Source organism: Alkalibacterium olivapovliticus (assembly GCF_003003275.1).
In the GTDB taxonomy this organism is placed as follows: domain Bacteria; phylum Bacillota; class Bacilli; order Lactobacillales; family Carnobacteriaceae_A; genus Alkalibacterium; species Alkalibacterium olivapovliticum.
In genome coordinates, this window is sequence record NZ_PVTO01000002.1 from 185,414 (window position 1) to 198,782 (window position 13,369).

Here is a 13,369-nt window from a genome sequence, read left to right on the forward strand (position 1 = left end):
ACCACGGTCTTAATGAAGAGTCAAATGAATAGTGGCAATTACTTAGAATTCTCTTTTACCATTGATTCAAGAAAGTCTTCTACTGGAATCGTTTCTGTATTTTTTTCTCCATATTTACGGACTGTTACACTGCTGTCTTCCATTTCGTTGTCACCGATAACCAGCTGATATGGGACCTTAAGAGTTTGTGCTTCACGAATTTTGTAACCCATTTTTTCATTACGCATGTCCACTTCTACACGCAATCCTTTAGAAGCCATTTTTTCCTGTAATTCCTGCGCATAGTCTCCGTGAATATCCAAATTCACAGGAATTATTTTTGCCTGAACTGGCGCAAGCCATGTTGGGAAAGCACCTTTGTACCGTTCAATCAGGTAAGCCACGAACCGTTCCATTGTAGAAACGACTCCACGATGGATGACCACTGGTCTATGCGAATCCTGACCGTCTTCTCCTACATACGTCAAGTCAAATCGTTCAGGTAGCAGAAAATCAAGCTGAACAGTCGATAAAGTTTCTTCGATACCCATTGCCGTTTTTACCTGTACATCAAGTTTCGGTCCATAAAATGCTGCTTCTCCTATTGCTTCGAAGTAGTCCAGTCCCATATCATCCAGAGTCTCTTTAAGCATAGACTCTGCCTTTTCCCACATAGCATCATCATCAAAATACTTTTCTGTATTTTCAGGATCGCGGTAGCTTAATCTGAATCTGTAGTCCTTAATATCAAAGTCATCGTATACAGCCAGCATAAGCTTAACGACTCGCTTGAATTCTTCTTTGATCTGATCAGGTCTGACAAATACATGAGCATCGTTAAGTGTCATTTCTCTCACACGCTGTAAACCAGACAATGCTCCACTTTTTTCATAACGGTGCATCTGGCCTAATTCGGCAATACGAATCGGCAGGTCGCGGTAGCTTCTCACATCATTTTTAAAGACCATCATGTGATGTGGGCAGTTCATTGGGCGAAGGACCAGCATTTCGCCTTCTCCCATATCCATAGGCGGGAACATGTCTTCATGGTAATGATCCCAGTGACCGGATTTTTTGTAGAAGTCCACATTAGCCATGATCGGTGTATAAACATGCTGATACCCTAAACTGATTTCTTTATCAGTTATATATCGTTCAATAGTACGTCTGATTGTAGCACCTTTAGGAAGCCAGAATGGCAGCCCTGATCCAACTTCTGGAGACAGCATGAATAAGTCCAGTTCTTTCCCTAACTTACGGTGGTCACGCTGTTTAGCTTCCTCACGCATTTTGATGTATTCTTTCAACGCTTTTTTATCGAAGAAAGCAGTTCCGTATACACGCTGCATCATTTTGTTACTGGAATTACCTCTCCAGTACGCACCAGCTAATGACAACAATTTGAACACTTGGATACGGCCTGTAGAAGGAACATGGATCCCTTTACACAGATCTACAAATTCTCCCTGCTCGTAAACAGTCAATGCATCTTCTTCAGGCAGGTCTGTAATGAGCTCTACCTTATATGGATCATCTTTAAATAGCTCTAACGCATCTTCGCGAGTGATTTTTTTTCTCACGATTGGCAAATTCTCTTTTACGATAGCCATCATTTCATCTTCGATTTTTCCTAAATCTTCATCTGTGATAGGGTGCTCAGTATCAGTATCATAATAAAATCCATTTTCGATTGCCGGTCCAACACCGAATTTAACATCCGGATAAAGACGTTTGATTGCCTGAGCCATTAAATGAGCTGTAGAATGACGCAATACAGATAACGCATCTTCGTGATCAGGAGTAACAATTTCCAGCACGCCATCTTCAGTCAATTCCTGACTGAAATCGACTAGTTCACCGTTCCATTTTGCAGCAAGTCCTTTTTTCTCAAGTGATTTAGCGATATTTCCCGCTATTTCTTTAGCAGTAGTCCCCTTATTCACTTCTCTTAATGAACCGTCCGGCAATGTAACATTAATTAATTCTGACATTAAATCTCCTCCAATAATAAGTAATAAACATAAAAAAAGTCCCATTGAATAAGCTTGCTTATCCAATGGGACGTCAAATATACGTGGTTCCACCCAAGTTTCTAGACAGGATGGTCAAACACCCAGTCTAATCTCTTCCTCTTTAACGCAGAGCATACGGCTGTCCATACTTTATTCAAAACAGCACTCGAAAGGGGTCAATGATAATGGGGTTGAAGATTTTCAGCTAATGTCTTCATCTCTTTTAGTTCAACTTTATCACTGGTGTCTTTCTCATAGTGGATATGTTGTTTAATATAGGTAGTACTCTATCATGTTTGATGCGTCAAATCAACTTCTATTTTGCCTTCTGTTCTCACCTGACATCTCGACTTCTTCAGATAAGAAACGAATACGTTCCATTATGCGTTTGGCTTTGAGTGGTTCTGTCTCGCCTCTTTGCGTAACACTCAAGTGTTCTTTCTCAAGTTGGTCCATCCCAAAATTGGAGGTGAAAAAAGTAGGAAGCTCTTCCTGCATTCTGAACTGCAAAATAACGCCCAGCACATCATCTCTGATCCATGAAGACATTGAATCAGCTCCAATGTCATCAATCATTAAAATCTGTGCTTTTTTCAACTGATTCATCTTTTCTTCTGTTGTATTATTTCCAATGGAATTCTTCATTTCCACTGCGAAAGTAGGGAAATGAACTAACGTAGATGAATGACCGCTTTCTGAGAGCTCATGAGCTAAAGCACCCAACAGAAACGTTTTCCCCACTCCGAATGGTCCCTGCAAGTATAATGCCTTGTGAAAATTTTTCGGGTTCTCAATATAATTGTCCATAAATACGGTCACTTTTTCAAGAGCCTCTTGTCTTTTGCGTGTCAGTTCAAAGTTTTCCAGTCTTGCGGCTTTTAAATCTTTAGGCATATACAGCGATTTTATTCTATTTTTTATTTTGTCTTCTTTTTGCTTATTGAACAATTCTTTTGTAGGTACATAATTGACGTCTATTCTATGATTGTTCAATATCAGTTTGGGTTGATAGCCTGGTGCCAGACTGTTATCTCTTGATTCTGCTTTTTTCTTTTCCGAAACATACTCGTACAATTTAGAGGCACTTCTTTCGATCCCTTCTTTGTCAAGAGATTCTTTATTATCAGCTATAAATCGCCTGACATCCGGGTCATTAAGAACGTCATTATTCATGATTTTAGTAAACATATCATTTGCCTTGGAAGAATCCATTAACTTTGCCAGTTGATCTTTAATACTATCCACTACGATTCACCACTCTTTTTATTTCGTATTCTCTTCAATTTTTCTTTAAAAGCGGCTTCCTCTTCAGTGCTTAAACGCTCATCTTTTTCGGCAGTCTGTGTAGCCCATTCTGGCAATGTTTCTTTTCTAGCGTGGGTCGACTTGTTTTTAGACTTCGAATAAGTTTGCCTTGACTGAGGTTGCTGCTTTTCATTAAATGATGCATACAGCTGTTTGACTTTCTCCATCGCCTCTTCTGGAGATTTGACCTGGCTTTGCGCCCAGTCATTTGCTATTTTAGTTGCCAGACCTTTTTCAAGAGTTGGGGCATCTTTTATGATCAGCAAGTAGTTAATGAGAATGTTGATGACTGCAGTCGAAAGAGGCGCATTTTCGACTAGTTCTTTCAGTAGCCATGTTTCATTAGAACTGACAAATCCACCTTTTTGCTGTTTGATCGATTTCAGATAGGCGTAAGGATTCATATTCTGTGCATGTATGATGATCTCTATTTCTTCAGTCGAAAATCCTTTTTGTTTTAATTGACTGACTTTGTATGCCTGATTATCTAGGCCATTCTCAGATTCTTTAGGCTTAGACTGTTTCAAGTAGCGTTTCTGGATAATTGAAGTCAGCTTGTTTTCATCTACTTCTCCACTGGCTATATCTGCCGCTTCCAGAACAAACTTCTGCATTTCGAGTTCGTTGATGTTATAGATAACATGGAAAGTGTAGATCAGCTTCTTCATTTTTAAATCCAGAGATGAACTGTTGATATAATGTTTATTCAGTCCTTCAACGAAAAATGACCAGTCAAATTGGTCACTGTTCATTGCCTGATCAGTAATCGATTCTGGCATTGTCTGGTTGGACTTCTCTTTATCGACTGTCCCACTCATTTTTTCCATGTCTAGGTGAATAACATCCAGGAATGATTTAGTGACTTCTCTGTATTCTGCTAACTGCTGTGAATGGACCTGGAACCGTTCTTCAAGTTCATTAACCAGTCGTTCACCCAATTTTTCAATCAGCATCATTTTCATCATCGAATCAGCAAAAAAGGAATGTGGAGTCATTGGCGCTTCAAGACCCAGAGCGTAATTCGAGTCATCAGACTGATGCTTGAACACTCTGATCAGACCATAGGCTTCCAGTTTGATTCTGGCCTGGTAATAATCCTTTACACCACAATTAAGCTGAGCCAGGATATCTGAAAGCATCGTTTCTTGGTCTACAGTCTGATCCAGGTATTCTTTCAGGATCAGATAAAGACTGACCGCTTCTTTTCCTACTAGCGGTTGATACAGAGAGATCAGAGACCTCATATGAAGGTCTGAGATAAACGTAAATTTCATCAGATTTACCGTATCTTTTGGACTGATATTTTTCCAGGGGTATTCCATTCTTTACTGTCCTTTCATGGCTTACTCATGCTCTTTTCTTTTCTTCTCCAGTTCCTGCATTTCCTGCATAAAGACACCTATATCTTTAAATTGTCTGTAGACACTGGCAAATCTAATATAGGCCACATCATCGAGGTTGGCCAATTCTTCCATGACGTACTCTCCAATTTTTGTAGAAGGCACTTCACTGGCGCCGTGATCTCTGATCTTATACTCGACTTTGTTGACTATCTTTTCCTGTTCAGCAGCAGTGACCGGTCTCTTCTCACACGCTCTTCGGATTCCTCTTAAGAGTTTTTCACGACTGAACTCTTCCCTGTTCCCATTCTTTTTCACAACAAGTATAGGGCTTTGTTCTATCCGTTCAAATGTAGTAAAGCGAAACAGGCACTCTTCGCATTCTCTTCGACGTCTTATTGCCTTGCCATCGTCTGCGGGGCGACTATCGACAACCCTGCTTCCATTATGCTGGCATTTTGGACAATGCATATTCGCTCAGTCCTTTACTTTGAATTATTACCGTTATTATACCATATAAACAGGTTTGAGCTAATACCCATTCTGTGTTAACCAGGTGTTCAACTGCTCATAAGTCTGTTCAATTGTGCCATTATTGTCTATAACAATATCTGCTTTGATTTGTTTGCTAGAAATGGGGTGCTGAGATTTGATTCTGCTTATGGCTTCTGACTCCGATATATTATCCCGCTCCATTAGGCGCTTTAACTGAGTTGCTTCGTTTGTCACGATGACCATGACTGCATCCACTTCAGAGTCATAACCCGCCTCATACAGTAAAGGGATATCCAATACAATAAGCGGATAACCCGAATTGATAAAGCCCTCTTTTTCTTTCTGGATCCAATCGTATATATCTTTCCTCACTACCGCATTCAGCTGATCCATCTTATCCTTATCATTAAATACAATCGACCCCAATTTCTTCCGGTCGATTGTTCTGTTCTCATTTAAAATAGTGTCTCCGAAAAGGCCGATTACTTTTGCATAAGTTTTCTGGCCAGGTTCCATAATTTCTCTTGCCCCTATATCAGCATCAACAACAGGTATGCCTTTCTTCTTAAAAAAAGAGCTGGCTGACGACTTTCCTGTAGCAATACCTCCTGTAAGACCTAGAACAAATGTCATTTTATCATTCCTACTCTATTTAAATTTGGCAGTTGGGACAGAAGTGAGTCCCCCTCTGGGCAATTTTGATTTTATTTATAGGCGTCTGGCAATTGACACATGCTGTACCTGCTTTTCCGTAGACCTTCAGATTCTGCTGGAAACTCCCTTCCCTGCCATATGCATTGGAATAGGTACGGATAGTTGTCCCGCCTGAGGCCACTGCCTTTTCCATGATATCTATAATGTCATGGTGCAGTTTACTGATCTCAGTAGAAGTGAGTGACTCTCCTATTCTTGCCGGATGTATACCTGAGGCAAATAGAATTTCATCTGCATAAATATTACCAATGCCCGCAACCATTTTCTGATCGAGCAGACAGGATTTGATCGACCGCTTTTTATTACTTAAAAACAGCCTTATTTTTTCAACTGTCAGCTCTTCACAAACAGGCTCCGGCCCCAGACTAGCCAGAGATGGGTGTAAAGAGACCCTGTTTTTATCAACCAGACTCATACGCCCAAATTTTCTGACATCCAGATACCTTAATTCTTCGCCGGTATCCAGTGTAAATATGATATGGGTATGTTTGGTCAATGGAACAGACGACTGTTCAACTCTGAACTTTCCTTCCATTCTCAAATGACTGATCAGCACATAGTCATCGAGTACAAACAGCAGAAACTTCCCTCTGCGTTCGATCGTTATAATGCGTTGTCCTTTTATTTCAGATATAAACGTCTCGACTATCGGGTCTTTTACAATATTTCCCCACAGCACAGTGACATACTTTATTTGTTTGTTGATCACTAATTCTTTCAATCCTTTTTTTACATTCTCTACTTCTGGTAATTCCGGCATAGAGTCATCTCAACTTTCTGTGTTCTTTTTTATAAACAAAAGAAGCGGGAAAACTCCCGCTCTCTGTCCTTCTATTTAGCTTCATACCAGTTATTGCCAAAGCTGCTGTCCACCTTAAGCGGCACAGCCAGATCAACTGTATGCTCCATTACTTCTTTGACTAATACTTCAATTTTTTCCACTTCATCCTCAGGCACTTCAAATATCAGTTCATCGTGAACCTGAAGCAGCATTGTAGATTTAAGGCCTTCTTCTTTAATTCTCTTGTCCATTTCGATCATGGCCATTTTAAGAATATCGGCAGCACTTCCTTGTATAGGCGTGTTCATTGCTGTCCGTTCGGCAAACGATCTTAAATTGAAATTACGTGAGTTGATATCCGGTAAGTAACGGCGGCGATGGAAAAGCGTTTCAACAAATCCGTCCTCTTTCGCATCTCTGATCACTGAGTCTATAAATTCTTTTACACCAGGGAATCGATCAAAGTAAGTATCGATATACTCTTTCGCTTCTTTTCTCGTGATGTTCAGATTTTGAGATAATCCGTAGTCACTGATACCATAAACGATCCCAAAATTTACAGCTTTCGCTTCACTTCTCATACTAGATGTCACATCTTCAGCTTTTTCAATACCAAATACTCTCATAGCTGTAGTAGTATGAATATCTTCATTATCCAGGAAAGCTTTGATCAGAGTCTCATCTTTGGAGATGTGAGCCAATATACGCAGTTCTATCTGAGAATAATCTGAAGCGAATATTTTCCAGCCTTTTTCTCTCGCTACAAAGGCCTGTCTGATTTTACGCCCTTCTTCCAGTCTAATCGGAATGTTCTGAAGATTAGGATCGACTGAACTTAAACGGCCGGTACGCGCTACAGTCTGTAAATATCGCGTATGGATTTTACTCGTTTGCGGATCGATCACTTTCAGGAGACCTTCAATATAAGTCGATTGAATTTTTGCAATCTGACGATACTGAAGAATATGCTCAACGATCGGTGCCTGATCCTGTAGTTTTTCCAGAACGTCCTGGGCAGTCGAATAGCCGGTTTTTGTTTTTTTGATGACAGGGTAACCCATTTTTTCAAACAGTATCACACCCAGTTGTTTAGGCGAATTGATGTTGAATGTTTCCCCAGCTTCTTTGTATATTCTTTCCTCGATTGAATCGAGAGTCTTTCTAAATTCTTCTTTCATTGTTTCCAGTCGGCTGGCGTCTGCAGTAATCCCTTGAATTTCCATTTCTGCTAGAACGATAGCTAAAGGCATTTCCATTTTCTTCAGCAAATCTTCCTGGTCATTATCTTTCAGCTCTTTTTCCATAGACTCAGACAAGTGACAGATACCCAGAACTTTACGGGCAAGGTGATCATGCATTAAAGCACTGTCTTCAGGAATTTTGATTTTTTTGCCTTTTCCATAAACCACTTCATCAGGTGAAATCTGATCATACTGATGCTTTTTAGCTACATCTACGAAATCACCACTGCTGCTGTCCTCCGCAGTGAGGAGATAAGAAGCCAGCATGATATCAAAGGCAACTCCTTTTAATGTCATTTCTTTATGACTTAATGCCACATAGGTTCTCTTAGCGTCATAAATCAGTTTGCCATTGGAATCATCTTCGATCCATTTCTTAAATGAGTCAGATTTAAATGCTGTTTGAGGATCCGTTACATAAAGGTGATCTGCTTTCCCCCATGCAATGGACACTATTTCAGAATGATGGTAATTTTCTTCCAGCATTTCTATATAAAGAGCCATATTTTCGGAAAAATGCTCATCTTTGATGTCATCCAGAAAAGTATACTCTATGTCTTCAACATCTTCAGCTAACTGCTCCATATATTCTGAGGTATCCAGTTTTTGAAGATGTGAATTAAAGTCCATCTCTTTATAAAATGATATCAGCTGCTCCATATTCAATCCGTCATATTTCAGTTTCTCAACTTCAATCGTTATCGGTGCTTTAATGTCGATCGTAGCCAGTTTTTTACTTAAAAAAGCTGTTTCTTTTTCTGCAATCAAATTTTCTTTACGTTTTGATTTTTTCATCTCTTCGATGTTCTCATAGAGTGTTTCAATCGATCCGTATTCATGCAGTAACTTAAGAGCTGTTTTGTCTCCGATATTTGTCACACCTGGAATATTGTCTGATGCATCTCCCGCCAGTCCCTTCATATCGATGATTTGGAGCGGAGATATACCCATTTCTTCCATGATCGAATCTTTAGTATGTTCTTTTAGATCACTGACACCTTTTTTTGTTATATCTACACGAATAGAATCAGAAGCCAGCTGGGTCAAATCACGGTCTCCCGTTAATATAACGACCTCAAACCCTTTCGCTTCTGCATCTCTTGATAGAGTCCCTATAATATCGTCAGCTTCATAGTTTTCCAGTTCATAACTTTGTAGGCCAAATCCTTTGAGCAGGTCTTTCATAAATGGAATCTGTTCAGAAAATTCTGAAGGCATCTTAGAACGGCCGCCTTTGTATTCTTCAAAATACTTGTGCCTAAATGTTGTTTTACCGGCATCAAATGCAACTAATGCATGAGTCGGCTGCTCTTTGTTTACGATAACTTCCAGCATATTGTGGAACCCGTATAAAGCATTCGTGTGGAGCCCGTTCTTGTTTTTCATACGCTCCAGCTGGCTGTGCAAGCCGTAAAACGCTCTAAACGCTACACTGTGTCCGTCAATAAGTAATAATTTCTTTTTATCTGCCATTCAATTCATCTCCCAGTTATTCTTCCTTAACCTATAGTATCAAAATTTGACCAATAGAAAAAGAGAACGTTCTTAAACTATAGGGAGAGTTGAGTAATTCAACGCTACCCTCTTTTTGTTTAAGACCGTTCTCACTTTTTATTTTTTGGGTTCAGACTGATTTAAAATAACTTCAAAGGCATGCTCAAATTTTTCTACATCTCCGGCGCCCATAAAGACGACGACCTGATTTTTGTGTTTCAGTAATGGAGACATATCTTCTTCAGAAACGATGTCTTTCCCTTTTTCAGTTTTATCCAGTAAGTCCTTTATTGTGACACTGCCTTCTTGTTCTCTGGCAGAGGTAAAAATATCGCACAAGTATACTGCATCAGCCAAGTCAAGAGCTGCTCCAAAGTCATCCAGTAAGGCTACAGTACGGCTGAAGGTATGCGGTTGAAAAACAGCTACGATTTCTCTATCCGGATATTTCTGATGTGCTGCATCTAGAGTTGCTCTAATTTCTGCAGGATGATGTGCATAATCGTCAATAATGACTGTGTCCATCACATTCTTTTCGGTAAAGCGTCTTTTAACTCCTTTGAATGTCTGCAATCGTTCTTTAACTTTCTCCTGATCAAGACCTTCGTAGTGTGCAAACGCAATAACCCCTAGAGCATTCTGTATATTGTGTTTACCAAATGATGGAATAGTAAATTTACCGTGGAAGTCACCTCTGACATACACATCAAAGACGGATCCAATAGTTGAACGCTCTATGTTTTTTGCCTGAAAATCGTTATATTCGTCGAACCCATAATAAACGATAGGAACTGAAGCGTTCAATTCCTGTAATCTGACATCATCTCCGCAAGCAAATATCGCTTTTTTGATTTGATGAGAAAATTCAAGAAACGCATTTTCCACGTCTTCAATACTGGTGTAATAATCAGGGTGATCAAAGTCGATATTCGTGATCAGTGCATAATCTGATTTGTAAGCCAGGAAATGACGACGATATTCACATGCTTCCAGCACAAAATACTCAGCATCTTTTTCGCCTTTTCCAGTACCGTCACCGATAAGGTAACTGGTGGGTTTGATCCCGCTTAAAACGTGAGACATCAAGCCAGTCGTACTCGTTTTCCCATGAGAACCCGTGATGGCTACACTAGTGTACTCGTCACTTAATTCGCCAAGAAAATCATGGTATCGTTTAATGGTTAATCCTAATTCTTTTGCTCTCCTTATTTCTTCGTGTGTATCAGGAAAAGCATTGCCGGCAATGATTGTCATGCCTTCTTTTATATTTTCTTCACTAAAAAGATAAATAGGGATTTGTTTATCATCCAGATTTTGCTGCGTAAAGAAGTATTTTTTAACATCTGACCCTTGTACTTTGAAGCCTTTATCATGCAAGATTAAAGCTAAAGCACTCATGCCTGATCCTTTAATTCCAACAAAGTGGTATAATATGTCCTGATTCATTCGTTAAAAATCCTCCAATAGTATTCAGATCTGTTATTCTCACATCGTTATATACTATAATTGAAATCAATCAAAAAAGCCAGTACTAAAATATCTGGCCTTACCTCTCCTTGTTGAAAAAACCTGGAACCTCTATGCGATTATGACTCCCGCTTCTCTCATCTTCCATGATAGACACCAGCGTACGATTAAGTCCGTTCACTTTCTTATTGTTTTCACGGACTTTATTTTTGGCCTGCCTGATTTTATCTCGTGTCTGACTATCCGTTTCCTCATTCAGACTGTCCGAACCCTGCCATTTATCTTCCATTTCAGGCGTGACAAACTCGTCAAGAATAATGAAATCAGAAGATTCCTTACGCATTTTTTCTTTCAGCACGCTGTAATCGAAAGACTTAACTTCCGGTTTGGTTCTTTTCTTATACCCATAAACTGGCGAGGGAACCTTGCTGACTTCAAAAGGAGGTTTGATATAACTTCTGGTGAAGTCTTCGTCAGCATGATTTAAATAGTTTCTGAATTCTGTTTTAATATCTTCTTTTCTTTTTAGTTCTTTAGGAAGAGGGTAGCTTTCTTTAAATGAGAGCTGCTCTGATTTTTCCTCAATTGCCGGGCGATGCTTTTTGGACGATTCAAAAAACTCTTTATATTTAGAAGACATGAGTTCCCCTCCTTTTATAGTCGCTTTATTTTTAAACTGTAAAAGCTTTGCCTGTTTCTTCATCTTCTGACAATACCATTATGCCTTTGAACTCTTGAGGCATTCCCAGTTCTCTAGCAGAACAAATCATACCTTCACTCTTGATCCCTTTCAGTTCTCCAGGCCAGATGATCAAGCCGTCCGGCATCACTGCTCCCGGCTTAGCGACCACTACTTTTTGACCTTGAGCAATATTTCCTGCTCCACAAACGATCTGTAGCGTCAGGCCATTGTCTACTTCTGTCTGAGTAAGATTCAAATGATCTGAGCCTTCCACTGGCTCACATGAAGTGACGTGTCCTACGACAAATCGAGGTGACGCATCTTCCTTTAGCCTGACTGAAAATCCTGAATCTGTTAAAAGGGTATTCAATTTAGTAATCTGTTCGTTAGTCAGTGTAACAGGTCCATCTGTCAATCCACTGAGATAGTGTGACGCGTTGAAAAGGTTGAAACCTACAATATCGTCGTCTTTCTTATTTTTTATTATAGTGATGTCTCCACCAGTTTCAACAGACTGATCGACAGCTGCCATTTTTTTAAACACCACCATCAAGACATCGTTCAATCCATTTTTATTATATATACTAATATGCATACTCTTATCTCCTCAAGTAATCTGTTTTTAAAATTTCTTCAGTGTGTCCAATGTTGACTGATCAAATGTTTTGACCAGTTGATAGACCATTTCTTTAGCTGCTTCATAATCATCTATACGAAATAGAGATTGATGTGTGTGAATATATCGCGCAGGGACACCGATAACCGCGCTTGGAATGCCTTCATTCAACTGGTGTGCAGCTACTGCGTCTGTTCCACCTTTTGACACAAAATACTGGTACGGTATATTGTTAGATTCTGCCGTATCTATGAGGTAATCTTTCATTTCTTTAGACAATAACATCCCGGGATCTTGTATTCTCAGAAGAAACCCGTCTCCTAAACGTCCAAACGCTTCTTTGTCTCCATTCAGATCATTAGCTGGTGAACAGTCTACCGCCAAAAAGGCATCCGGCTGAAACTTTCTGACAGCACCTTTTGTTCCTCTTAATCCTACTTCTTCCTGAACATTGGCTCCTGCAATCAGCGTGCTGGGCAAAGATTCACCTTTCAGCTTTTTCAACAGTTCCAAAACGAGTGTCACTCCATAACGGTTATCCCATGCTTTGCCTACAAATGTCTTTTTATTAGCCATCTGTATCGTTTCAACATCCGGAACGATTGCATCACCCGGACGGACGCCATATTCTTCTGCTTCTTCTTTCGATTCAAACCCACCATCGAATAAAATATCATCAATAGACAATGATTCACTCTTCTTGCCTTTGAGTAAATGAGGCGGAACGGATGATGACACTAAAGGATAATTACCCTTTTTGGTCTGGATGGTAAAGCGCTGAGATGACACAACATACGGATTCCATCCTCCTATTGGCAGAACTTTCATTAGTCCTTTTGATGTTATAGACGAGACCATAAATCCAACTTCATCCATATGGGCAGCAAGCATCAGTTTGGGCGCGTGTTCGTCTGACGACTTCTTGATCCCGAATAGTCCTCCAAGACCATCCATTTCTATTTCATCAACGAGTCCAGTCATTTCTTCCCGCATGAAATCACGAATAGAGTGTTCAAATCCACTGATTCCCTGTAATTCTGTCGTTCTTTTAATTAACTCAATCGTTTCTTCAGTCATAGTTATCGTTAGATTATCTAACTCTATCCCCCATTAATAGTTTCTGTATTATTAAACAGTCCTCACTCTAAGAGAGTGTAAAATATTTTGTGTAAATAGAAAAAAGGAAGTCCCTTCTGTAGAATAGAGTTACCACACTAAATTCACAGAAAAGAGGACTTCCCTA

Annotated in this window: 11 protein-coding genes; all 11 read right to left on the minus strand. The window is 39.7% G+C overall.

Annotation, left to right across the window (positions count from 1 at the left end; genetic code table 11):
* Positions 1-38: 38 nt before the first annotated feature.
* Entirely contained in the window at positions 39-1,970 is a 1,932-nt protein-coding gene (gene thrS, locus CLV38_RS01920; protein ID WP_106190771.1) for a threonine--tRNA ligase, read from the minus strand.
* 330 nt (positions 1,971-2,300) lie between these two features.
* Positions 2,301-3,236, minus strand: a complete 936-nt coding sequence (dnaI, locus tag CLV38_RS01925; RefSeq protein ID WP_106190773.1) for a primosomal protein DnaI — start codon at positions 3,234-3,236, stop codon at positions 2,301-2,303.
* On the minus strand, positions 3,236-4,618 hold the full coding sequence (locus tag CLV38_RS01930) for a replication initiation and membrane attachment family protein (RefSeq protein ID WP_106190776.1): 1,383 nt from the start codon (positions 4,616-4,618) through the stop codon (positions 3,236-3,238). Before CLV38_RS01930 ends, dnaI begins: the two co-directional genes overlap by 1 nt.
* Before the next feature lie 21 nt (positions 4,619-4,639).
* Positions 4,640-5,107, minus strand: a complete 468-nt coding sequence (gene nrdR / locus CLV38_RS01935; protein WP_106190778.1) for a transcriptional regulator NrdR — start codon at positions 5,105-5,107, stop codon at positions 4,640-4,642.
* A 60-nt stretch (positions 5,108-5,167) separates the two neighbouring features.
* Entirely contained in the window at positions 5,168-5,764 is a 597-nt protein-coding gene (gene coaE, locus CLV38_RS01940; RefSeq protein ID WP_106190781.1) for a dephospho-CoA kinase, read from the minus strand.
* Between the two features lie 19 nt (positions 5,765-5,783).
* Complete coding sequence (gene mutM / locus CLV38_RS01945; RefSeq protein ID WP_106190783.1) at positions 5,784-6,605, minus strand: DNA-formamidopyrimidine glycosylase; 822 nt, start codon at positions 6,603-6,605, stop codon at positions 5,784-5,786.
* A 71-nt stretch (positions 6,606-6,676) separates the two neighbouring features.
* Positions 6,677-9,340 (minus strand): DNA polymerase I, encoded by a 2,664-nt coding sequence (gene polA / locus CLV38_RS01950; protein ID WP_106190785.1) that lies wholly within the window; start codon positions 9,338-9,340, stop codon positions 6,677-6,679.
* A gap of 138 nt (positions 9,341-9,478) precedes the next feature.
* Complete coding sequence (gene murC, locus CLV38_RS01955; RefSeq protein ID WP_106190788.1) at positions 9,479-10,807, minus strand: UDP-N-acetylmuramate--L-alanine ligase; 1,329 nt, start codon at positions 10,805-10,807, stop codon at positions 9,479-9,481.
* 100 nt (positions 10,808-10,907) lie between these two features.
* Positions 10,908-11,468 (minus strand): hypothetical protein, encoded by a 561-nt coding sequence (locus CLV38_RS01960; RefSeq protein WP_106190790.1) that lies wholly within the window; start codon positions 11,466-11,468, stop codon positions 10,908-10,910.
* 31 nt (positions 11,469-11,499) lie between these two features.
* Entirely contained in the window at positions 11,500-12,105 is a 606-nt protein-coding gene (gene ytpR, locus CLV38_RS01965) for a YtpR family tRNA-binding protein (RefSeq protein ID WP_106190793.1), read from the minus strand.
* Positions 12,106-12,132: 27 nt separating this feature from the next.
* Positions 12,133-13,203 (minus strand): glutamyl aminopeptidase, encoded by a 1,071-nt coding sequence (pepA, locus tag CLV38_RS01970; protein ID WP_106190795.1) that lies wholly within the window; start codon positions 13,201-13,203, stop codon positions 12,133-12,135.
* Positions 13,204-13,369 lie beyond the last annotated feature (166 nt).

What these genes read in the sequence shown, in the direction of transcription:
- pepA (WP_106190795.1), bottom strand. Translation starts at nt 13,203, where the DNA reads ATGACTGAAGAAACGATTGAGTTAATTAAAAGAACGACAGAATTACAG.
- ytpR (WP_106190793.1), bottom strand. Translation starts at nt 12,105, where the DNA reads ATGCATATTAGTATATATAATAAAAATGGATTGAACGATGTCTTGATG.
- mutM (WP_106190783.1), bottom strand. Translation starts at nt 6,605, where the DNA reads ATGCCGGAATTACCAGAAGTAGAGAATGTAAAAAAAGGATTGAAAGAA.
- CLV38_RS01930 (WP_106190776.1), bottom strand. Translation starts at nt 4,618, where the DNA reads ATGGAATACCCCTGGAAAAATATCAGTCCAAAAGATACGGTAAATCTG.
- nrdR (WP_106190778.1), bottom strand. Translation starts at nt 5,107, where the DNA reads ATGCATTGTCCAAAATGCCAGCATAATGGAAGCAGGGTTGTCGATAGT.
- murC (WP_106190788.1), bottom strand. Translation starts at nt 10,807, where the DNA reads ATGAATCAGGACATATTATACCACTTTGTTGGAATTAAAGGATCAGGC.
- polA (WP_106190785.1), bottom strand. Translation starts at nt 9,340, where the DNA reads ATGGCAGATAAAAAGAAATTATTACTTATTGACGGACACAGTGTAGCG.
- thrS (WP_106190771.1), bottom strand. Translation starts at nt 1,970, where the DNA reads ATGTCAGAATTAATTAATGTTACATTGCCGGACGGTTCATTAAGAGAA.
- CLV38_RS01960 (WP_106190790.1), bottom strand. Translation starts at nt 11,468, where the DNA reads ATGTCTTCTAAATATAAAGAGTTTTTTGAATCGTCCAAAAAGCATCGC.
- coaE (WP_106190781.1), bottom strand. Translation starts at nt 5,764, where the DNA reads ATGACATTTGTTCTAGGTCTTACAGGAGGTATTGCTACAGGAAAGTCG.